This window comes from Phenylobacterium sp. P4_E10 (genome assembly GCF_056401675.1).
Genome location: NZ_JBFUIW010000017.1, coordinates 57,792 through 77,344 on the forward strand (window position 1 = coordinate 57,792; position 19,553 = coordinate 77,344).

Consider the following 19,553-nt stretch of genomic DNA (forward strand, 5'->3'; position numbering starts at 1 on the left):
AGCCAGGGCCTGCCGCCTCTTCGAATTACTTGCGCAGGCGCATCAGGCCTTCCTGCGCGACCGAAGCCACCAGGTTGCCGGACTTGTCGTAGATCGAGCCGCGCACGAAGCCGCGGCCGCCCGAGGCGCTGGGGCTGTCCTGCGAATAGAGGTGCCATTCGTTGAAGTTCGACGGCTTGTGGAACCACATGGCGTGGTCGAGGCTCGCCGACTGCAGGCCGGGCGTCTGCCAGGCGACGCCGTGCGGGCGCATGGCGGTCGACAGCAGGTTCATGTCCGAGGCGTAGGCCAGGATCACCTGATGCATCCGCTGCTCGTCGCCGATCGGCGCCACGGCCCGGATCCAGGTGTCGCTCTTGGGCTCGCCTGGCTTGGGCTTGCGGCCAAAGCCGTAGTTGTCGCGGCCCAGCATCTCGATCGGGCGCGGCCGGTTCATCATCCGCCGCATTTCCTCGCTCGCGCCTTCCAGCACCTTGGCCTTCTGGGCGTCGGCTTCGGCGGCGTAGGCCTCGGGGCCGGCAACTTCCGGCATCGGCGCCTGGTGCTCGAAGCCGTCCTCGGCGACCTGGAACGAGGCGGCCAGGTTGAAGATCTGCTTGCCGTTCTGCACGGCGACCACCCGGCGGGTGGTGAAGGTGCCGCCGTCACGCGAGCGATCGACCTCGAACAGGATCGGGATCCGCGGGTCGCCGGGGCGGATGAAGTAGCAGTGCAGAGAGTGACAGACGCGGTCCTCGACCGTCTCGTAGGCGGCCAGCAGCGACTGGGCGATCACCTGGCCGCCGAAGATGCGGCCCGGACCGTCTTCCGGCGAAACCCCGCGGAACAGGTTCACCTCGATGCGCTCGAGGGCCAGGGACTCGGTGAGGATTTCGGGCGTTTCCATGGGGTCTCTAAAAATGCTGCAAGTGCGAAAGCGACTGGATTAAGCCGATAGCTGCGTTCGGACAAGCCGCGCGCGGTGGTCGCGGCGGGTCGCAGATGGTGGAAAACCTGCGGCGTTTGGTCCAAAAGCGCCGCCATGTCCTTCGACGCCACCGTCCTGACCATGTTTCCCGAGGCCTATCCCGGCCCGCTCGGCGTCTCGCTGATCGGCACGGCCTGGCGCGAGCACGGCCTTTGGACATTGGAAACAGTGGACATTCGCGCATTTTCCAAGGATAAGCGCGGCTTCCTCGACGACACCCCTGCGGGTGGCGGTCCGGGACAGGTGATGCGAGCGGACGTCATCGCAGCCGCGCTGGACAGCGTGGAGCGGCGGGGACGGCCGCTTTTGTACATGAGCGCACGGGGTCGGCCCCTGACCCAGGCGCGCGTGAGTGAATGGGCCCAGGGTCCGGGACTGATCGTCCTGGCCGGACGGTTCGAAGGGGTGGACCAGCGGGTGCTCGATGCCCGGGGGTTCGAGGAGATCAGCGTCGGAGACGCGGTTCTCGCCGGTGGCGAGGCGGCGTCCCTGGTGGCGATCGAAGCGTGCGTAAGGCTCGTGCCCGGCGTCCTCGGCCAGGCGGAGAGCTTGAGTGAAGAGAGTTTCGAGGACGGGCTCCTGGAGCACCCGCAGTACACCAGACCGCGGGAATTCGAGGGGCTTGAGATACCGCCCGTGCTGCTCAGCGGCCACCACGCCGACATCGGCAAGTGGCGGCGGAGCCAGCGTGAAGCGGCCACGCGGGAGCGACGTCCGGACCTCTGGGCGCAGCATCTCGCCAATCAACAGGCAAAGGGCGAGTAAAGCCCAGTAGGACAAGGACGACTGACATGAACATCATCCAACAGCTCGAAAAAGAAGAAGCCGACCGCCTTCTCGCCACCCGCTCGATCCCGGACTTCCAAGCCGGCGACACCCTGCGCGTGAACGTGAAGATCAAGGAAGGCGATCGTGAACGCGTGCAGGCCTACGAAGGCGTCTGCATCGGCCGTCAGGGCGGCGGCATCAACGAGAGCTTCACCGTCCGGAAGATCTCGTTCGGCGAAGGCGTGGAACGCGTGTTCCCGCTGCACTCCCCGAACATCGACTCCATCGAAGTGAAGCGTCGCGGCGTCGTCCGTCGCGCCAAGCTCTACTACCTGCGTGACCGTCGCGGTAAGTCGGCCCGGATCGCCGAGCGTCAGACCATCCGCACGACCGAAACCACCGAAGCCTAAGCTTCGAGTTTCCGAGAATTCCGACGGCGGCCGTGGCGACACGGCCGCCGTTTTCGTTTCCGCCTCAAAACACGCACTCCTCCCCTTGCGCTCAGCCCCGCGCCCACTAACTCTTATCATGAGAGTTACATGGGAGCCCGCCGGTGCGCGCCAAATCCTTTGCAGGCATGACCTGTTCCGTCGCCGGGGCGCTGGAGGCGATCGGCGATCGCTGGGCGATCCTGCTGCTGCGCGACCTGGCCATGGGCCTGACCCGCTATGACGACCTGCAGGCCGCCACCGGCATGCCCACCACCACCCTGTCGACGCGGCTCAAACACCTGGAGGCCACCGGCCTGGTCGAGCGCGCGCCCTATCAGGACAACCCGCCCCGCTACGAATACCGGCTGACCGACAAGGGCCGCGACCTGTGGAAGGTCACCACCGCCCTGCGCGAATGGGGCGACCGCTGGAACGTCAGCGGCCTGGGCGCGCCGACTGTCGAGCTGGTCGATTCTGAGAGCGGCCATCCTCTGATGCTGGCCCTGGTCGATGCGCAAACCGGTCAGCCGGTCCCGCCGCGCCGCGCCGCTCTGCGCCCCGGCCCCGCCGCCGACGCCCAAGTCCGCCGCCGCCTCGGCCAATCCTGAAAGCAGGCCCCGCCATGACCCGCACCACCTTCTTCTTCGATTTCCGCAGCCCCTACAGCTATCTGGCCAGCACCCAGCTTACGGGCTTGTCCGGGGAGTTCGCCTACAAGCCGGTCGACGTGCTCGAACTGATGAAGCGGGTCGGCAACGTTCCGACCACCATCATCTGCAAGCCCAAGCAGACCTATGCCCGCGCCGACCTCGGCCGCTGGGCCGCGCTCTACGGCGCGCCGCTCAGTCCGAACCCGGCGATGAGCAGCATAGAGGGGCCGCGGCTGCTGCACGCGGCGCTGGCCGCCGCCAGCCTCGGCCACGGCGAGGAAGCGGCCCACCGCCTGTTCCGCGCCATGTGGGCCGGCGACGCGCCGCTGGCGACCAGCCAGGACCTAGCCGTCCTGCTCGCCGACCTCGGTGTCACGCCCGAGTTGATCGACGCGCCCGAACGCGCAGCCGAACTGGAGGCCAACACGGCCCTCGCCGTCGAACAGGGCGTGTTCGGCGCCCCCAGCTTCGTCACCGAGGGCGGCCTGCTGTTCTTCGGCAATGACCGTCTCGACTTCCTCCGCCGCGCCCTCGCGGCCTGATCAAGGAACGCACCATGAAACCGCTCGCCATCGTCACCGGGGTCGGTCCGGGGACCGGATCCTCGATCGTCCGCCGCTTCGCTGAGGCCGGCTACCGCGTCGCCATGCTGGCCCGGGACTTCGATCGGCTGGCCGCGCTCGCCCAGGAGGTCGACGACGCCGTCGCCGTGCCGGTCGACGTTTCCAACGCCGACGCCCTGAACGCCGCGATCGAGGACCTTGTCATCCGCTTCGGCGCGCCCAAGGTCGTGGTGCACAACGCCGTCGGCGGCGCCTTCGGCAATTTTCTCGACATCGACCCGGCTGTGCTGGAGCAGAACTTCCAGACCAACGTCATGGCGCTCTACCACCTGGCCCGCACTCTGACGCCGAAGATGATCGAGGCCGGCGGCGGATCGCTGATCGTCACCGGCAACACCTCGGCCCTGCGCGGCAAGGCCAACTTCGCCGGCTTCGCCCCGACCAAGGCGGCCCAGCGCATCCTGGCCGAAGCCATCGCCCGCGAGGTCGGCCCTAAGGGCGTCCACGTGGCCTATCTGGTGATCGACGCGGTGATCGACGTGGCCTGGACCCGCGAGCGCTTCAAGGACGCCGCGGACGACTTCTTCATCGCCCCGAACGACATCGCCGGCGAGGTCTTCCACCTGGCTCATCAACCCAAGAGCGCCTGGTCGTTCCTGAGCGAGATCCGCCCGTTCCGCGAGACCTGGTGAGGCGGCTGCTTGCGACCGGCCCATACGCCGCCGGTTCGCCCCGGGCTAGGAGCCGGACGCCTCAGCCAGCGCGTGCAGCACGCAGGCCAGGCTCTCCTCGGGCTTCGGCGTCCCGGCGATCCTGATCACCGGGCAGGGCAACTGGGCCAGCCAGGTCAGGTGACGCTCCAGGCTGCGCCCAGGGAATCCGGGGATTTCGTAGCTCCGCGCCCATTCGAGGAATTCCAGGTGTTGGGCGTGCATCGCCCCGCCCGGTTCGATGGCGCCGCCGTAGCGCGCACGCTCCCGCTCCAGCAGCCGGGCGATGCGGATCTCCTGCGGGACATGCAGGAACACCGCCAGGTCGAAGCGCGGAATGAAACCGTCGCCCCAGCCCATCAGCGAGCCGGAAATCACCCAGGCGTCGCGCCCGTCCATCTGCGCCTCCATCAGCGCGATGCGTTCGGCCTCTGGACGCTTGGTGGTGAACGGCGGGTCGGTCGCCTCCCAGAAGAAGGAGTCGGTGTCCAGGTGGGCGCCGCCCAGACGCTGCGCCAAGGCCGCGCCAAGGGTCGTCGTCCCCGACGAGGAAGCTCCCACGATATGGACGCGCATCAGGCTTGCCGCCCCTCGGCGATGAAGGCTTGGAACCCGGCCACCAGGTGGTCGAACATCAGCCGCATGCGGCGGTTGCCCTTGAGGTTCTCGTGCATGGCGATCCACACCTCCAGCTCGAAGCCGAAGGCGTTGGCCAGCACCGGCGTCAGGCCGTGACGCCGGGCGATCTGATGCTGGCAGGCTCCGACCCCAACGCCGGCGCGGATCGCGGCGATCTGCGCCAGGTCGTTGTCCGAGCGGAACGAGAACCGGTCGCGAGTCACCTCCCACGGAAGATCGAGATCAGCCAGCGCCTCCAGCGAAGGCGTTTCGCGATCGAAACCGACAGCGGTGTGGTCGTCCAACTCTTGCAGGGTCTGGGGCGCGCCAAACGTCGCGATGTAGTCGCTCGAAGCGTAGAAGCCGACGCCCACGGTCCCGACCTTGCGGGCCACCAGCGCGCCCTGGGTGGGGCGCACCATTCGCACGGCGATGTCGGCGTCGCGGCGCGACAGGTCCTCGGTCTTGTTCGACAGCACCAGTTCGATGTCGATCTCGGGATGCTCGCGGCGGAAGCTGCCAAGGATCGGCGGCAGCACTTCGGCGCCCATGATCTGGCTGGCGGTGATGCGGATGGCGCCTTTCAGAAGGTCCCCCGCGCCGGAGGCGTCGCGCATCGCCGCGGCGGCGGCCGCGAACATCTCGGCCAGATGCGGCTGCAGTTGGAGGGCGAGATCGGTCGGGGTCAGCCCGCGCGGCGAGCGCAGGAACAGCGGCGCGCCGAGCTTCTGCTCCAGCGCCTCGATATGCCGGCCAAGGGTCGGTTGCGTCAGACCGCGCGACTTGGCAGCCGCTGACAGGCTGCCGGCCTGAAGCACCGAGTGCAGGCTTTGGAACAGGTCCCAATCGGCATTGGCCATACACTCATGAATAGCCGATCTGCAAAATTCGGCAAATACGGGCGCATACTGGACAATGCGACCCGGCGAGACCTAGATGCGCCGCATGGTTGGCAAGACGCTTTACGATAAGATTTGGGACGCTCACGTCGTTGAGGAACAAGACGGCGAGTCGATCCTCTATATCGACCTGCACCTCATTCACGAGGTCACCACCCCGCAGGCGTTTGCGGGCCTTCGCGCGGCCCATCGCCCGGTCCGTCGGCCCGACCGCACCTTGGCTGTCGCCGACCACAACATTCCCACCGAGGGCCAGGCCAAGGGCGTCGCCGCCGTCGCCGACGAAGAGGCGCGCCTGCAGCTCCAGACCCTTGAGCGCAACGTCAAGGACAACGGGATCGAGTTCTTCCCGATGGGCGACGTGCGCAACGGCATCGTTCACGTGGTCGGCCCTGAGCAGGGCCGCACCCAGCCGGGTATGACCATCGTCTGCGGCGACAGTCATACCTCGACCCACGGCGCCTTCGGGGCGCTGGCCCACGGCATCGGCACGTCCGAGGTCGAGCACGTGCTGGCCACCCAGACCCTTCGCCAGAAGAAGGCGAAGAACATGCGCGTCACCGTCGACGGCGTCCTGGCGCCCGGCGTCGGCGCCAAGGACATCGCCCTCGCGATCATCGGCGAGATCGGCACCGCCGGCGGCACCGGCTACGTCCTCGAATATGCAGGCGAGGCGATCCGCAGCCTGTCGATGGAAGGCCGCATGACCCTGTGCAACCTGACCATCGAGGGCGGCGCCCGCGCCGGCCTGGTGGCGCCCGACCAGACGACCTTCGACTACATGCGTGGCCGCCCGGCCGCCCCCAAGGGCGGGGCCTGGGAAATGGCCATGAACTACTGGACCACGCTCTATTCGGACGACGACGCCGTCTTCGATCGCGAGATCGTCCTCGACGCCGCTAAGATCGCCCCGCTGGTCACCTGGGGCACCAGCCCCGAGGACGTTATCGCCGTCACCGACAAGGCGCCCGATCCGCAGAGCTTTGCGACGCCGGACAAGCGCGCCTCGGCCGTCCGCGCCCTCGATTACATGGGCCTGACCGCCGGCCAGCCGATCCAGGATGCCAAGATCGACGTGGTCTTCATCGGCTCGTGCACCAACAGCCGCATCGAGGATCTGCGCGAGGCGGCCAAGGTCGTTCAGCACGCCTTCCTGAACGGCAAGCTGGTCGCCCCACATGTGCGCGCCATGGTCGTGCCAGGCTCGGGCCTCGTGAAAGCCCAGGCCGAGGAAGAGGGCCTTGACGCCATCTTCAAGGCCTCCGGCTTCGACTGGCGCGAACCGGGCTGCTCGATGTGCTTGGGCATGAACCCCGACCGCCTCGCCCCTGGCGAGCGCTGCGCCTCGACCTCGAACCGCAACTTCGAAGGCCGTCAGGGCCGCGGCGGCCGCACCCACCTGATGAGCCCGGCCATGGCCGCGGCTGCAGCCATCGCCGGCCACATCGCCGACGTCAGAGAATTCATGTGATGATGAGCTCCCGCACCAGCTTCCTGGTCTGGTGGGGGCTTCCCATCATGAGCGCTGGTCTTGGCGGCTTCGCGGCGGCCTTCGCAGGCGAAGGCGGCGATTTTGGCCGCGGTCCGGGCCAGGTTGGCCCGCTGGTGCTGATCGGTTGCTACTTCGCGATCGTCAGCCTGCTGGCCTTCGTCTTCCGGATTCGCCAGAACCAGGTCGCCTACGATGATCGCGAGCAGTACGACAAGCCGATGGAAGCGGCGATGGTCGCCCTCTGCGCCCCCATCCTGGCTGGCGGCATCTGGTTCCTAGCCTCCGGATTCCTGAGTGATTTCGGGCCCAGCCGCCCCATTTCCGGCAAGCTTCAATCGATCGACCAGGTCGGCGCCTTCGGCCGAAGCTACGGGATCGACCTCGACCGCACCGCGGCCCCGCTGGTCCTCGAGTGCCCGATCGAGCGCAACTGCGGCAGCCCGATCCCGTTGCTCAGCCTCAAGCCTGGCGCGCCCGTCGCGGTCGAGATGTTGAACGGCAAGCTGATCGGCCTCAGCGCCAACGGCAAGACGCTGGTGAAACCGGCTGAACAGCGCCGCTGGCGCATGCTGGCCAGCGGCGGCGGCATGGCCCTGCTGATCATCTACAGCGCCGCCTTCATCGCAGTCGCCGTGCGGCTGCTGTTCGACGATACCGAGGTCGAGGACGAAACCCCCCGATACTGGACGACCTCGTGATCACCGGCCTCGACCATATCGCTCTCGCGGTCCGCGACCTGGACGCCGCCGTCGACGGCTATCGCCGCTTCCTCGGTCTCGAGCCGAACTGGCTGGGCGGCGATGGCGGCGCGCGCCACGCCTGGTTCCAGCTGCCGAACATGGCGCTCGATGTGATCGCCCCGCATGGGGAGGGCGGGTTCGGTCAGACGATCGCGCGCCACCTCGACGCCCATGGCGAGGGGATCTGGGCCCTGGCCTTCACCGTCGACGACATCGAGGCCAGCGCCGCCCTGCTGGCGCGCCGCGGCCTTCCCGCCCCGCCGCCGCGGCCAGTGCGCTCGACCCACGACGACGGCCGCAAGCGCTACTGGACCACGACCTCGCTCGACCCCGCTGCGACCGGCGGGATCAACATTCTGCTCGCCGCCCCGCCACGCGACGGCGTCGCTTGGCCGCTGTCGCAGCCGACCGGCCCCGGAGCGATCTCCCAGCTCGACCACGTGGTCATCCAGACGCCCAATCCGGACCGGGCCTTGGGGATCTACGGGGCCAAGCTCGGCCTCGACCTGCGGCTCGACCGCTCCAATCCCGACTGGAGGGTTCGGCAGCTCTTCTTCCGCTGCGCCGATAGCGTCGTCGAGTTCGCCAGCGGGCTCGATCGGCAGGCTTCCGACGCGCCCGACCGCTTCGGAGGCCTTGCCTGGCAAGTGGCCGACATCGACGCCGCGCACTCCCGCATCGCTTCGGCAGGTTTCGACGTTTCCGACGTGAAAACCGGCCGAAAGCCCGGCACCCGGGTCTTCACCGTACGTTCCGGAGTTGCGGCCGGCCCGGCCCTCGTCATCTCCCAGGGCGAGCGCCCCTCGACCTGATCTGCACCTCTGCTAAAGACCAAGCCATGCAAGCCTTTACCCGTCTCGACGCCAAGATCGCCCCGCTGCCGCTGGCGAACATCGACACCGACCAGATCATCCCCAAGCAGTTCCTCAAGACCGTGGAGCGCGAGGGCCTGGGGCGGGGACTGTTCTACGACTTCCGCTTCGACGAAAACGGCAAGGAAAAGAACGACTTCGTTCTCAACCGCCCGGAGTACAAGGGCGCGGGCGTGCTGGTCGCCGGCGACAATTTCGGCTGCGGCTCCTCGCGCGAGCACGCCCCCTGGGCGCTGATGGACTTCGGGATCAGCTGCGTGATCTCCACGAGCTTCGCCGACATCTTTTATAGCAACTGCTTCCAGAACGGCCTGCTGCCGGTGGTGCTCGGCGCTGACCAGGTTCAGGACCTGATGGAAGAGGCCAAGGGCGGCAACCACATGGTCACCGTCGATCTGGAAGCCCAGACCGTGACCTCGCCTTCGGGCAAGACCTTCGCGTTCCAAATCGATGCGAACCGCAAGGAAAAGATGCTCAAGGGCCTCGACGCCATCGGCGAGACCCTGCAAGCCGCCGGCTCGATCGACACCTATGAAGGCAAGCGGGCGATCAGCCGGCCCTGGCTGGAGCGGGCGTGAGCCTCGTTATCGCCGGCACGGTGCGGGTCCCGCCGGAGAACTTCGCCGCCTTCCGTCCGCACATGCAGGCCATGCTGGACGCCAGCCGCGCCGAGGACGGCTGCCTGGAGTACAGCTACGCCCAGGACGTGCTCGATCCTGGCCTGATACGCGTGTTCGAGGCCTGGCGCGACCAGGCCGCGCTCGACGCCCACTTTCAGACGCCGCATATGGCCGCATGGCGTGGCCATTGGCCCGCCTTCGGGGTTTCCGATCGTCGCCTCTTCGCCTACGAGGTCGCCTCCGAACGCCAACTCTAGGCGCGTGACTCACAACGGGGGTTCCCACATGACCGACCTGCTCCTTCTTCCCGGCGACGGCATCGGCCCCGAAGTGACCGCCCAGGCTCGCCGCGTGGCCGAGGCGCTGGTCCCCGACCTGGTGATCGAGGAGCGGCTGTTCGGCGGCGCGAGCTATGACGCGCACGGCCTGCCGCTGACCGATGAGACCCTGGCCGCCGCCAAGTCCGCCAAGGCGGTGCTGATGGGCGCGGTGGGCGGTCCCAAATGGGTCGGCGCGCCGCGCGACAAGCGCCCGGAAGCCGGGCTGTTGAACCTGCGCGCCGGCATGGAAGTGTTCGCCAACCTGCGCCCGGCACTCTGCTTCAACGCCCTGGCCGACGCCTCCAGCCTCAAGCGCGAGCTGGTCGAGGGCCTGGACTTCATGATCGTCCGCGAACTGACGGGCGGTATCTATTTCGGCTCGCCGCGCTTCATCGAGGAACTGCCGGAGGGCGGCAAGCGCGCAGTCGACACCCAGGTCTACACCACCGCCGAGATCGAGCGCGTCGCCCGTGTGGCCTTCGAACTGGCCCGCGGCCGCAAGAACAAAGTCCACTCGGCCGAGAAGTCCAATGTCATGGATTCCGGCCTGCTGTGGCGCGAGGTGGTCAGCGACCTGCACAAGCGCGAGTACAGCGACGTCCAGCTCGAGCACATCCTGGCCGACAACGCCGCGATGCAGATCGTCAAGAATCCCAAGCAGTTCGACGTGATGGTCACCGACAACCTGTTCGGCGACATTCTCTCGGACGCCGCGGCCCAGCTGACCGGGTCGCTCGGCATGCTGCCGTCGGCCGCCCTGGGCGCCGCAGGCAAGCCGGGCCTCTACGAGCCGATTCACGGCTCAGCTCCGGACATCGCCGGGCAGAACCTCGCCAACCCGCTGGCGGCGATCCTGTCATTGGAGATGGCCCTGCGCTGGTCGCTGGGCCGCGCCGAAGCCGCCGACAAGCTCTATGCCGGCGTGGTCCGCGCCCTGGAGGACGGGGCCCGCACCCGCGACCTCGGCGGCGCCCTGACCACGGTGGAAATGGGCGACGCGGTGCTCGCCGCGCTCTAGCGCTCAAGGGCGAAGAAGGCGTCTCCGGGCCGCTGCAGCGCGGCCCGGAAAACGTCGCGCGCCTGCGCCCACCCGACGCACCGCGGCGAACAAACGCACCGACTCCCGATTGCATTTTTTTTCGAAATGCGAGATGGGGACGCCCGCATGAGTTACCTAAAGAACACCACTTTCCAAGACCGCGCGTCAGCGTCCCTCGAAGCCAAGAAGGCCCTCCTGGCCAAGATGAAGGTGAAACCCACCGTCACGGCCGCTCCGGGACCCGATCGCGCCTCCATCAAAGCCGCCGAACTGGCCGAGCTACGCGCAAAGCGTGAAGCCGAACGGGCTGAGCGACGCAAAGCCCAGGCCGAGGCCGAGGCGCTAGCCAAGGAGATCGACGCGTTCAACGCCGAGACCGCCGAGCTGGAACTGCGCGTCGCCCAGAAGGCCGCCCGCGACGCCCGCTACGCCGCACGCAAGCAGCGCCGCAAGTAGGCGCACGGCCCTAGTCGGGGTGGTCGGCGGCTGAGGCCGGCGCCACGTGCGGCGGGAACGCGTCCGCCATCGGCTCGTACTTGGCCCTGGCTCGCTCCAGGCGCGCGCGCATGTCCGCCGCGTCGTCCGGGAAGTTGCGCGCGACGCTGTAGTTCTCGCCGGGATCGACATCCATGTCGAACAGCAGCGGGTAGCGATCGAGCGCGATGTCGTAGGTCCGGTAGTAGGACCGCGCCACATACTTCCAGCGTGGCGTGCGGACGGCTGCGACCCTGTTGTTGTCGAACAGCACGATCTCCTCGTGGGGCGAGTCCGCGCCATCCTTGAGCACCCCGGACAGGTCCTTGCCGTCCAACTCGCGGTCGCTGACCGCCGGCTGGCCGGCCATGGCTAGCAACGTCGGCAGCAGGTCCAGGTTGCTGGCGAGCCCGTTATGGACGCTGCCTGCGGGCAGCGCGCCCGGCTGACGCGCGATAAACGGCACCCGGAAACCCCCGTCCCAGGCCGAGCCGCCCTTGCGGTCGCGGAACGGGCCTGACGAGCCTTCGAACCACGGGCCGTTGTCCGACGTGAAGACCACCATGGTGTCCTCGTCGAGGCCCAGCGCCTTCAGCTTTGCCAGAAGCCGCCCGACATTGACGTCGATCTCCTCGACCACCTCGCCATAGGCCCCGCCCTGCGACCCGGTCAGATCGTCCGGGTTGGGCTTCAGCGGCACATGCGGCGCGGTCAGGGCCAGCAGCACGAAGAAAGGTCGCTCGCGGTTCTGCTCGGCGAATTCAATGGTCTGCTCGAAGAACCATTGGGTCAGCTTGGCGAAGTCGGCCTTGCCCTCGGTCATCGGCGAGGTGGCGTTGTCGTAGAGCGCCAGGGGCTTCATGTCGTGGCTGTAGGGCAAGCCATAGAAGCGGTCGAAGCCATAGGCCATCGGCGGCCAATGCGGTGCGACGTGACCGAGGTGCCACTTGCCGATCAAGGCGCTGGCGTAGTCTTCGCCCAGAGCCTTGGGAATGGTCAGTGCGTCCGGCGGCAGGCCGGTGGTGTCAGCGGGCTGGATCACCTCGTGCGCCAGGCCGTTGCGGATCGCGTACTGCCCGGTCAGCAGCCCCGCGCGCGATGGGGTGCAGACATTGGCCGAGGCATAGAAGTCGGTGAGCCGCACGCCCTGCTCGGACATGCGATCGAGATTGGGCGTCCGGATGACCGTGCCGCCGTCGCAGCCGAGGTCGCCGTAGCCAAGGTCGTCGGCAAGAATGACGATGAAATTGGGTTTGCGCATCGGGCCAACATCTCCGCCTTGGCCGCGGCTGTCACCCTTAAAGCCTCAGCAGCCAGGTCTCACTGACTAGGCCTGGCGCGATCACGTCGTCGGGGCGGCTTTCGATCAACTCGAAGCCGGCGGCTGCGTAAATGGCGCGGGCCGGAAGCAGGATGCTCTGAGTCCAGAGGGTGATCTCGCGGTAGCCGGCCTGGCGCGCGAAGGCCACGCACTCGGCCACCAGCCGCTTGCCGAGGCCATGCCCGCGGGCGGCCGGCTCGATGAGCAGCAGCCGCAGCTTAGCCTGTCCCTCGACCTCGCCCTTCACCAGGAAGATCGACCCGAGCATCTCGCCCTCGCGCTCGGCGATCCAGCAGCGTTCGCGGGAGGGGTCGAAGTTGAGGACGAAATCGCCGGCGATCTTGGCGACCAGCGCCTCGAACCGTTCGTCCCAACCCTGTTCGCGGGCGTAGAGCACGCCGTGGCGATGGGCGACCCAGCCGATATCTCCCGGCCGATGAGCCCGAAGAACGATCTCGCCGCTCTTGAGCGCCCCGCCGAGCAGGCCCTCGATCTCGGCCATGGCCTTGGTCAGCTTGGTTCTCTGCACTGTCGAGAGCGGCGCGATCATTCCCTCCACGGCGCCTTGTGCTGAGCCGAGCCAGTTGTTGTAGGCGTGTATGCCCTCAGTGGTCAGCCATACCGACACGCGGCGGCGGTCGTGCTGGTCGGTCTGACGCTGCAAAAGTCCCTCCTCCTCGAACCGTTTGAGCACCCGGCTCAGATAGCCGGGATCCATGTCGGTGCGTCCGGCCAGAGCTTTTGGCGCCACCCCATCCGGAGCCTGGGCGACTTCGTACAGCACCCGCATCTCGGCCAGGGTGTAGGGAGAACCGAGGTGCGCCTCGTCCAGCGCGCCGATCCGGCGGGTGTAGAAGCGGTTGAATCGGCGAACGGCGGATACGGGGTCTCTGGCCAGCATGATCATCCTCCCAGGACAGGATTTTCCAGATAGTTGACTGAGTCAATTATCTGTTTTTGGGGATGGCCCTGCCACTCATCAGACCCAGCAGTTCGGTGGCCACCGCAAGCCAGGCGGGGGTCAGACCCTCCGACAGCCCCTGGGCCCATAGCACCTTACGCCGCAAGGCTTGGCTGTAGGCGTCTCGCCCCTGCTCGGTTAGCCGAAACAGGCGTGCACGACGATGATCAGGATTGTCGATCCATGCGCTCAGCCCGCGCTCGGCCATATCGTCGGCGAGCCGCTGTACGGCCTGGCGGCTGAGCCCCAGGGTTCGCGCCACCTGCGGCACGGTGCGGGCGGCGCCGACTTGGCCCAGGACGCCGGCCACCCGCATCCGGGCGCCGGTGAGGCCCGTGTCGGCAAGCATTCGGTCCTCGACCTCGGCGAACCGGCTCGCGGCCGCGCCTACCGCATCGACCAGGCGCAGAACCGCGTCCGCTGAAGTTTCCATGGCAGCAGCATGTCGCTATGCCAATATATTGTCAAACTTCCTTTGTTGTTCGAATACGCCGTCCGGTTAAGCTCCCCCCATGCAAGCCTTCCTGCTCAGAGCCTCCTACGACCGCATCGCCGAACGCGCCGCGGCCCTGGCCCCCGATCTCGATATTGTGGTGCTGGAGCCGGAGGGTGGTCTTACCCTCCGGGGCCAACCGTTCGACGAGGCAAATCTGGCGCCCGACATCTGGTGGCTGAGCCTGGACGCCTTCGGCAAGCGCGGCGGTGACTACTTCCCGAGGCTGGCCGGGTCGCCGGACGCCCGCTGGGTGCAGACAGCCTTTGCCGGGCTCGACAACGCAATGTTCAAGCCACTGGCGCGGGACGGTCTGACCGTAACCAATTCCAGCGCCCAGGCGCCGGCCATCGCCGAGTACGTGACCATCCACGCGCTCAGCCTCCTGCACCCTATCGCGCAGCAAGCCGCCCACCAGCGGGCCCGCGAGTGGAAGCCGGTGAACTTCCGCGAGGTCGGTCAGACCCGCTGGCTCATTGTGGGCTTCGGCAATATCGGCCGGGAAATCGCCGCGCGGGCCAAGGCCTTCGGCGCCGACATCGAGGCGGTGCGCCGCTCACCGTCGGGAGATGGTCTGGCCGACTCCGTCAGCACGCTCGCCGATCTGCCGCAGCGCTTGCCCGAGGCCGACGTCGTAGTGCTGGCCTGCGCGCTCAATGACGAGACCCGCGATTTGGCCAACGTCGACTTCTTTGCTGCGATGAAGCCGGGAGCCATCCTGATCAACATCGGCCGCGGCGGCCTGGTGGACGAGGACGCATTGCGCGCGGGCCTCGATCGCGACCAGCCCGGTCATGCGGTGCTAGACGTCTTCAAGACCGAGCCACTGCCGCAGGACGCCTGGTTCTGGGATCACCCGAAGGTCCGGGTGACGCCGCACGCGTCCAACCGCGGCGACCTGACCGGTGCGCGCGGCGAGGAGCTGTTCCTGGAAAACCTCGCCCGCTACGTGCGCGGGGAGACGCTGCGCAACGTCACCAACCCCGCCGACATCGGCGCCGGCTAACCAAGGGTCGGGTCGAGCTTCAAGGCCCGGGCGCGGTCGGCGGCGGCTGCTTCCTTGTCGCCCATCTCCGCCTTCGACTTCGAGCGCTGCAACCACGCGTCCGCATAGGTCGGGTCGAGCGCAATCGCCTCATCAAAGGCCTCGATCGCCTGAAGATGGTCGCCCATGGCGCTGTAGATCTCGCCGCGAGTGCTCAAATTGAATGGCGTCTTCGAGGACTTGATCGCCCCGTTGATGTCGGCCAGCGCCCGATCATGGCGGCTCAACATGAGCATGGCGCGGGCGCGCAAGCCGAGGGCGTCCGGATCATCGGGTTCGAGTTTCAGCGCGGCATCCAGATCGACCAGCGCCTTCGCGGGCTCGTCCATATCGACGAAGTACGCCCCACGCCACGTGAGCGAATATGTGGACTTCGGATCGGCCTTCAGCGCCGCGTCGAAATCGGTCAGCGCGCGGTCGTCGCCGGCGTCGTACCGCGCCAGTCCGCGATCCGTGAGCAGTACGGCGTTGACGGGATCCAGCGCTACCGCACGGTCAAAGGCGGCCACGGCAGGCTTCCAGCGGCCTTCCGCCTGCAGCACGCGTCCGGCGTTCCACCACCCATAGAGGTTTCCCGGGTCCAGGCGGGTAGCTGCAGTATAGGCCGCAAGAGCACGGCGGCTGTCGCCGAGCTTCTCCCAGGCGGCGCCCAGCGACACGTGAAGGTCAGCGTCTTTCGGCTCGAGCTTAATCGCCGCCTCAAATCCAGCGACGGCGCCCGCGTAGTCGCCCTGGTCGGCGTGCACCTCCGCCCAGGCAGCAAGGACTGCCGGCGAGTCCGGCTCCAGTTTAAGAAGTAGATCATACGTCGCCAGCGCCTCGGAGACGCGTTTCAGCTCCACCAGCTCCATGGCCACACTCAATAGGGCGTCGGTCCGCTTGGGATCGATCTGGAAGGCGAGCCGGAAATCGGCGAGCGCCGTCTCGTGGTCGCCCCCCTCCACGCGCAACTGACCGCGCTCATATAGAGCCCCCGCGTGCGACCCCGAGGCCAGAACCTTGTCAAACTCGGCCCGAGCCTTGTCCTTTTGGCCAAGTGCGCCAAACACCTTCCCGCGCGTGACCAGCACGTCAGCGTCATTCGGCGCCAGTCGTGCGGCCGCTTCGGCCTGCGACAGCGCCACCTCGGGCTGCTCGGCCTCCAGATAGATTAGGGCCAGCATCTCGAGCGCGCTGACGTCGTTACGGGCGGCGGCGGCCTCAAGCGCGGCCAGACCCGCTTTGCCTTTGCCGGCTTCGAGCAGCTCTATGGCGCGCAAGGTCGCGGGCGAGTAGTCGACCGCCGCGACCGGGCCAGCGGCCAACAGCGTCGCTGTGAACGGAATGAAGATCAGGCGTTTCACTTTCGCAGCTCCGGAGTTGCGATGAGGACGATGGGGGCCGGCGTGAGCCAGGCTGTCGCGGCGGCGCGCACCTCCTGCGCCGAGATCGAGGCCAGGGGGCTTTCCCCCTCGGCGACGTCCAACAGGTCCTGGCGGCCGATCTGCCGGGTCTGGGCCCACCAAATGTTGTCGGTGCGCAGGTTCAGGACCTGGCTCAACAGCGGCTTGCGCGCGGCCTCCAGTCTGGCGGAGTCGATATCTCCCGCGGCCAGGCGGGCGGCCAGCGCGTGCATCTCGGCCTCGACGAGGGGGAGGTCGGCCGGCGCGGTCTCAACGGCGGCGATCAGATAGGCCTGGTCCGCCCGATCCGGGGCCGAGAGATCGACGAAAGGAGCGTAGGCCTTGCCGAGCCGCTCACGAACCGATTGTCGCAGCTCGTCGTCGAACAGGGCGCCCAGCAGTCGCAGGGCGCGCTGCTCGCGGCGGCGGCTTGGGTCGGCCACAAACAGCGGCCAGACCATGGCGACCATCGTCTTGTCGGCAGGACCGGAATGGGTGAGCTCGATCCGCGGCGTGGCGGCGGCAGGAAATCGGCCGAAGCCGCGATAGTCGGTCGGCGAGGCGAACCCCTCGCGCGGCGGCAGCGCGCCGAAGGTCTTGCTCACCAGCTCGATCGCCTCGGCCTCGCTGATGTCGCCGACCAGGGTCACCTCCAGCAGCGCCTGGGTGACGATGGGCTTCAGCCAGGCTTCGAAGTCGCGCGACGTCAGCCGCGACAGCTCGGCGGCTGGAGGCACGGGGTTCCCCGCGAGCGCATCGATGCGCTCGTAGATGACGTCCAGCGGGGAGGCCAGGCTGGCGCGTTCGTCGGCCGCCAGCTCGGCGGGGAGCTTGGCGTCCAGCTCGTCTCGAAATCCCGGGTCGAGCAGATAGGTGGACATCAGCAGCAACTGGGCCGGCAGCCGGTCGAGATAGGAGTGCGAGGCGAAGGTGAAGGCCCGGTTCTCCATCGAGAACTCCAGGCGAAGGGGCTCGTCGCCGAAAATCGCCTTCAGTTCGGCGTAGGAGTGGCGACCCAGTCCCCCCAGCGTGAAGGAATCGGCGGCGATACCGCCTTCGCTGGCCGAACGACTCCCCAGCGCCCGACGTCCCTCGCCGAGATCGACCCGGACCTCGACCACGCCTTTGCTGAATTCGGTCCGCTTGAAGTTCATCGCCACGCCGTTGTCGAACCGCAGGCGAACGAAGGATCCGTCCTTGGTGCGATCCAGCACCTTGCCGGGCGAGCCCGCGCGATAGGCCCATTGCGGCGCGGCGCGTTTCACGTAGGCGCTCGTCGGTGCGACCTGGTTCTCCGCCCATGCGGCGAGAATCTGCTGGCCGCTAGGGGCGGACTCGCCGACCGCGGCTACGAACGGGCCGGCGCCGCTCCAGTCCTCGCGCCACGCGGCCTGGACGCGCTCACGGGTCCAACCCTCCAGCGCCTTGTTCACCGCGCGCATCTGCTGTCGCGGTTCCATGCGCACCTCGCCGTCCGCGACAGTCATGGCAAGATCGGTTGCAACGTCGGGGCTCGTGCGGCTGGCCGCATCGGTGATCTCGCCCAGCAAACCGCCTCGGATCTCGATCAGCGCCGCCTCGATCTCGTCCTGGCCGGGGCCCTCGTCGGTGAAGCGGCGCAGCTCCAGCTGAACGGCTTTCAGCGCCGCCCGCCAATCCTCGGGCGCTGCAGCGACGGTGACGCAGAGCTGTCGGCGCTCTCCTTCTGCGTCGTTGATGTCGAGCTGGGCGTCGAGCACGGCCAGATCGGTGAAGCGCAACTGGTCGAGCCGCGCCTGCAGGGCGGTGATGGCTACAAGCTGCAGCATCCGCCGCTGCAGCTGGGCTGTGTCGGCGATTGGCAGTTCGGGCGCGCGCAGGCGGCAAACCGACAAGCCGCTATCGACGCGGGGCTCCGACACCCCGACCGCGTCCAGGCCGCGGCGGGCATCCGGCGGCGGCGACGGCGCGCGCGCCGGCAATGGGCCTCCGGCGCCGCGCCAGTCGCCAAACGTGTCGATGACATCGCTCATCAACCCCTTCATCGCCGCCGTATCGCCGACAATGGTCAGGCGGGCGTGCTCGGGCCGATACCAGCGGGTGTAGAACCCCTGTAGCGTGGCGGGGGTGAGGCGGTGCAGAACTCCCAATTCGCCGATCGGCGGCCGCTGGGTTGAACGCAATTCCGGCGCCTGAAAGGCTGTGATGGTGTTGAGGACCAGTTCGTCCGGCGCAGCGCGTGCGTCGCGTTCGGCCAGCACCACGCCGCGTTCGCGGTCGACCGCGGCGGCGTCGAACACGACCCCATCGGCGACATCACGCAGCCATTGCAGGGCCAGGCGGCGTGACTCGGTCGAGGCATCCGGAAGATCGAGGACGTAGATCGTGCGGCGCGGACTGGTAAACGCGTTCTGGTCGCGTCCGGCCGACACTCCCATGGCCGCGAAGGCGCGCTCGAGCTCGCCCTCCGGGAAGTGGCGGGTGGCGCGAAAGGCCATGTGCTCGATGAAGTGGGCGGCGCCCCGTTCGGCCTCGGCCTCCTCGACGCTGCCGACATCAAAAGTCAGTCGCAGCGACAGCGCGCCCTTCGGGTTGGAGTTGGGCGCGATCACATAGGCCATGCCACTGGGCATGGTCCCTTGCATTACCGCCGGGTCGGCCGTCAGCGGTTCGGCAGCCGCGGCCGCTTCAGCCGCCAGGCACAGAGCCGCGAACAGGCCCCCGCACACCCGCACCCACAACGATGCCACGCACACCCCCAGAAAGCTCAACCGGAGGATACATATTGAGACGAGAATGAAAAGTGAACATCGTTACGCGTCGACAACCATCTGGGTCTGCAGAACCAGCGCCAGCAACTTGCCGCTCTCGTTAGTGATGCGGGTCTGCCAGACACTGGAGCGGCGGCCGATATGAAGCGGCGTGGCCTCGCCCAGCACCATGGTTCCCACCTTGGCCGCGCCCAGGAAGTTGGTCTTGGACTCCAGCGTGGTCGTGCGCGCCCCGGCCGGCAGGTTGAGAAAGCCGCCGATCGCGCCGAGCGCGTCGGCAAAGGCCATGTACGCCCCGCCGTGCAGAATGCCGCCAGCCGTGCAGAGGTCCTCACGGACCAACAGCCGGCCGGTGATCTTGTCCTTGCTGCGCTCGACGATCTCCACGCCCATCAAATTGGAGAACGGCATTCCGGTGTCGGCGCTCATCAGCCTGTC

Annotated in this window: 21 protein-coding genes and 1 pseudogene; 13 read left to right on the forward strand and 9 right to left on the reverse strand. The window is 67.7% G+C overall.

Features of this window, described 5'->3' with window-relative positions; all coding sequences use genetic code 11:
* Positions 1–25: 25 nt before the first annotated feature.
* Positions 26–886 (reverse strand): acyl-CoA thioesterase, encoded by an 861-nt coding sequence (locus AC1DQJ_RS17725; RefSeq protein ID WP_477605697.1) that lies wholly within the window; start codon positions 884–886, stop codon positions 26–28.
* Between the two features lie 135 nt (positions 887–1,021).
* Here AC1DQJ_RS17725 and trmD point away from each other — a divergent pair.
* The 5 genes and pseudogenes from trmD to AC1DQJ_RS17750 form a co-directional block, all read left to right on the forward strand.
* Positions 1,022–1,755: pseudogene (gene trmD / locus AC1DQJ_RS17730) on the forward strand (tRNA (guanosine(37)-N1)-methyltransferase TrmD); the annotation flags it as partial.
* 3 nt (positions 1,756–1,758) lie between these two features.
* Positions 1,759–2,145, forward strand: a complete 387-nt coding sequence (rplS, locus tag AC1DQJ_RS17735; RefSeq protein WP_477605752.1) for a 50S ribosomal protein L19 — start codon at positions 1,759–1,761, stop codon at positions 2,143–2,145.
* 143 nt (positions 2,146–2,288) lie between these two features.
* Positions 2,289–2,774 (forward strand): winged helix-turn-helix transcriptional regulator, encoded by a 486-nt coding sequence (locus AC1DQJ_RS17740; protein WP_477605699.1) that lies wholly within the window; start codon positions 2,289–2,291, stop codon positions 2,772–2,774.
* Between the two features lie 14 nt (positions 2,775–2,788).
* Positions 2,789–3,358 (forward strand): 2-hydroxychromene-2-carboxylate isomerase, encoded by a 570-nt coding sequence (locus AC1DQJ_RS17745; RefSeq protein WP_477605701.1) that lies wholly within the window; start codon positions 2,789–2,791, stop codon positions 3,356–3,358.
* A 14-nt stretch (positions 3,359–3,372) separates the two neighbouring features.
* Positions 3,373–4,071: an SDR family NAD(P)-dependent oxidoreductase gene (locus tag AC1DQJ_RS17750; protein WP_477605703.1), complete on the forward strand. Its 699-nt coding sequence runs from the start codon at positions 3,373–3,375 to the stop codon at positions 4,069–4,071.
* A gap of 45 nt (positions 4,072–4,116) precedes the next feature.
* On the opposite strand, the gene AC1DQJ_RS17755 is transcribed toward AC1DQJ_RS17750, so the two are convergent.
* Both AC1DQJ_RS17755 and AC1DQJ_RS17760 read right to left on the reverse strand, forming a co-directional pair.
* The gene (locus AC1DQJ_RS17755; protein WP_477605705.1) at positions 4,117–4,665 is read right to left on the reverse strand and encodes a P-loop NTPase family protein; all 549 of its coding nucleotides are present in this window, start codon (positions 4,663–4,665) and stop codon (positions 4,117–4,119) included.
* On the reverse strand, positions 4,665–5,567 hold the full coding sequence (locus AC1DQJ_RS17760) for a LysR family transcriptional regulator (protein ID WP_477605707.1): 903 nt from the start codon (positions 5,565–5,567) through the stop codon (positions 4,665–4,667). Before AC1DQJ_RS17760 ends, AC1DQJ_RS17755 begins: the two co-directional genes overlap by 1 nt.
* A gap of 85 nt (positions 5,568–5,652) precedes the next feature.
* Between AC1DQJ_RS17760 and leuC the strand changes: the two genes are divergently transcribed.
* The 7 genes from leuC to AC1DQJ_RS17795 all read left to right on the forward strand — a co-directional run bounded on the left by leuC (position 5,653) and on the right by AC1DQJ_RS17795 (position 11,145).
* Positions 5,653–7,077 (forward strand): 3-isopropylmalate dehydratase large subunit, encoded by a 1,425-nt coding sequence (gene leuC / locus AC1DQJ_RS17765; protein ID WP_477605754.1) that lies wholly within the window; start codon positions 5,653–5,655, stop codon positions 7,075–7,077.
* Positions 7,074–7,796, forward strand: a complete 723-nt coding sequence (locus AC1DQJ_RS17770) for a hypothetical protein (protein ID WP_477605709.1) — start codon at positions 7,074–7,076, stop codon at positions 7,794–7,796. Before leuC ends, AC1DQJ_RS17770 begins: the two co-directional genes overlap by 4 nt.
* On the forward strand, positions 7,793–8,650 hold the full coding sequence (locus tag AC1DQJ_RS17775) for a VOC family protein (RefSeq protein WP_477605711.1): 858 nt from the start codon (positions 7,793–7,795) through the stop codon (positions 8,648–8,650). The genes AC1DQJ_RS17770 and AC1DQJ_RS17775 overlap by 4 nt, the downstream gene beginning before the upstream one ends.
* Positions 8,651–8,676: 26 nt before the next feature.
* Positions 8,677–9,288, forward strand: a complete 612-nt coding sequence (leuD, locus tag AC1DQJ_RS17780; protein ID WP_477605713.1) for a 3-isopropylmalate dehydratase small subunit — start codon at positions 8,677–8,679, stop codon at positions 9,286–9,288.
* Positions 9,285–9,587, forward strand: coding sequence for a putative quinol monooxygenase (locus AC1DQJ_RS17785; RefSeq protein ID WP_477605715.1), 303 nt, complete (start codon positions 9,285–9,287; stop codon positions 9,585–9,587). Before leuD ends, AC1DQJ_RS17785 begins: the two co-directional genes overlap by 4 nt.
* A 28-nt stretch (positions 9,588–9,615) precedes the next feature.
* Positions 9,616–10,668, forward strand: a complete 1,053-nt coding sequence (gene leuB / locus AC1DQJ_RS17790; RefSeq protein WP_477605717.1) for a 3-isopropylmalate dehydrogenase — start codon at positions 9,616–9,618, stop codon at positions 10,666–10,668.
* Between the two features lie 147 nt (positions 10,669–10,815).
* Positions 10,816–11,145 carry a DUF6481 family protein gene (locus AC1DQJ_RS17795; RefSeq protein ID WP_477605719.1) on the forward strand — a complete coding sequence of 110 codons (330 nt, stop codon included), beginning with the start codon at positions 10,816–10,818 and terminating at the stop codon, positions 11,143–11,145.
* Positions 11,146–11,155: 10 nt separating this feature from the next.
* Here AC1DQJ_RS17795 and AC1DQJ_RS17800 read toward each other — a convergent pair whose 3' ends face one another.
* The 3 genes from AC1DQJ_RS17800 to AC1DQJ_RS17810 are packed head-to-tail and all read right to left on the reverse strand — an operon-like array spanning position 11,156 to position 13,878.
* Positions 11,156–12,424, reverse strand: a complete 1,269-nt coding sequence (locus tag AC1DQJ_RS17800; RefSeq protein WP_477605721.1) for a sulfatase-like hydrolase/transferase — start codon at positions 12,422–12,424, stop codon at positions 11,156–11,158.
* 37 nt (positions 12,425–12,461) lie between these two features.
* A complete protein-coding gene (locus tag AC1DQJ_RS17805) occupies positions 12,462–13,385 on the reverse strand; it encodes a bifunctional helix-turn-helix transcriptional regulator/GNAT family N-acetyltransferase (protein WP_477605723.1) in 924 nt (307 codons plus the stop codon).
* Between the two features lie 46 nt (positions 13,386–13,431).
* Positions 13,432–13,878, reverse strand: a complete 447-nt coding sequence (locus AC1DQJ_RS17810) for a MarR family winged helix-turn-helix transcriptional regulator (protein WP_477605725.1) — start codon at positions 13,876–13,878, stop codon at positions 13,432–13,434.
* Positions 13,879–13,957: 79 nt separating this feature from the next.
* Here AC1DQJ_RS17810 and AC1DQJ_RS17815 point away from each other — a divergent pair, with 79 nt between their 5' ends.
* Complete coding sequence (locus AC1DQJ_RS17815; protein WP_477605727.1) at positions 13,958–14,944, forward strand: D-2-hydroxyacid dehydrogenase; 987 nt, start codon at positions 13,958–13,960, stop codon at positions 14,942–14,944.
* On the opposite strand, the gene AC1DQJ_RS17820 is transcribed toward AC1DQJ_RS17815, so the two are convergent.
* The 3 genes from AC1DQJ_RS17820 to AC1DQJ_RS17830 form a co-directional block, all read right to left on the reverse strand.
* On the reverse strand, positions 14,941–16,326 hold the full coding sequence (locus AC1DQJ_RS17820; RefSeq protein WP_477605728.1) for a tetratricopeptide repeat protein: 1,386 nt from the start codon (positions 16,324–16,326) through the stop codon (positions 14,941–14,943). The genes AC1DQJ_RS17815 and AC1DQJ_RS17820 overlap by 4 nt on opposite strands.
* Positions 16,323–19,094 (reverse strand): M16 family metallopeptidase, encoded by a 2,772-nt coding sequence (locus tag AC1DQJ_RS17825; RefSeq protein ID WP_477605730.1) that lies wholly within the window; start codon positions 19,092–19,094, stop codon positions 16,323–16,325. Before AC1DQJ_RS17825 ends, AC1DQJ_RS17820 begins: the two co-directional genes overlap by 4 nt.
* 63 nt (positions 19,095–19,157) lie before the next feature.
* A complete protein-coding gene (locus AC1DQJ_RS17830) occupies positions 19,158–19,544 on the reverse strand; it encodes a PaaI family thioesterase (protein ID WP_477605732.1) in 387 nt (128 codons plus the stop codon).
* Between the last annotated feature and the right edge of the window lie 9 nt (positions 19,545–19,553).

Excerpts from the sequence above, each read along its gene's own strand:
- AC1DQJ_RS17725 (WP_477605697.1), bottom strand. The coding sequence starts at position 886 with ATGGAAACGCCCGAAATCCTCACCGAGTCCCTGGCCCTCGAGCGCATC.
- rplS (WP_477605752.1), top strand. The coding sequence starts at position 1,759 with ATGAACATCATCCAACAGCTCGAAAAAGAAGAAGCCGACCGCCTTCTC.
- AC1DQJ_RS17745 (WP_477605701.1), top strand. The coding sequence starts at position 2,789 with ATGACCCGCACCACCTTCTTCTTCGATTTCCGCAGCCCCTACAGCTAT.
- AC1DQJ_RS17750 (WP_477605703.1), top strand. The coding sequence starts at position 3,373 with ATGAAACCGCTCGCCATCGTCACCGGGGTCGGTCCGGGGACCGGATCC.
- AC1DQJ_RS17755 (WP_477605705.1), bottom strand. The coding sequence starts at position 4,665 with ATGCGCGTCCATATCGTGGGAGCTTCCTCGTCGGGGACGACGACCCTT.
- AC1DQJ_RS17760 (WP_477605707.1), bottom strand. The coding sequence starts at position 5,567 with ATGGCCAATGCCGATTGGGACCTGTTCCAAAGCCTGCACTCGGTGCTT.
- leuC (WP_477605754.1), top strand. The coding sequence starts at position 5,653 with ATGGTTGGCAAGACGCTTTACGATAAGATTTGGGACGCTCACGTCGTT.
- leuD (WP_477605713.1), top strand. The coding sequence starts at position 8,677 with ATGCAAGCCTTTACCCGTCTCGACGCCAAGATCGCCCCGCTGCCGCTG.
- leuB (WP_477605717.1), top strand. The coding sequence starts at position 9,616 with ATGACCGACCTGCTCCTTCTTCCCGGCGACGGCATCGGCCCCGAAGTG.
- AC1DQJ_RS17795 (WP_477605719.1), top strand. The coding sequence starts at position 10,816 with ATGAGTTACCTAAAGAACACCACTTTCCAAGACCGCGCGTCAGCGTCC.
- AC1DQJ_RS17800 (WP_477605721.1), bottom strand. The coding sequence starts at position 12,424 with ATGCGCAAACCCAATTTCATCGTCATTCTTGCCGACGACCTTGGCTAC.
- AC1DQJ_RS17805 (WP_477605723.1), bottom strand. The coding sequence starts at position 13,385 with ATGCTGGCCAGAGACCCCGTATCCGCCGTTCGCCGATTCAACCGCTTC.
- AC1DQJ_RS17810 (WP_477605725.1), bottom strand. The coding sequence starts at position 13,878 with ATGGAAACTTCAGCGGACGCGGTTCTGCGCCTGGTCGATGCGGTAGGC.
- AC1DQJ_RS17815 (WP_477605727.1), top strand. The coding sequence starts at position 13,958 with ATGCAAGCCTTCCTGCTCAGAGCCTCCTACGACCGCATCGCCGAACGC.
- AC1DQJ_RS17830 (WP_477605732.1), bottom strand. The coding sequence starts at position 19,544 with ATGAGCGCCGACACCGGAATGCCGTTCTCCAATTTGATGGGCGTGGAG.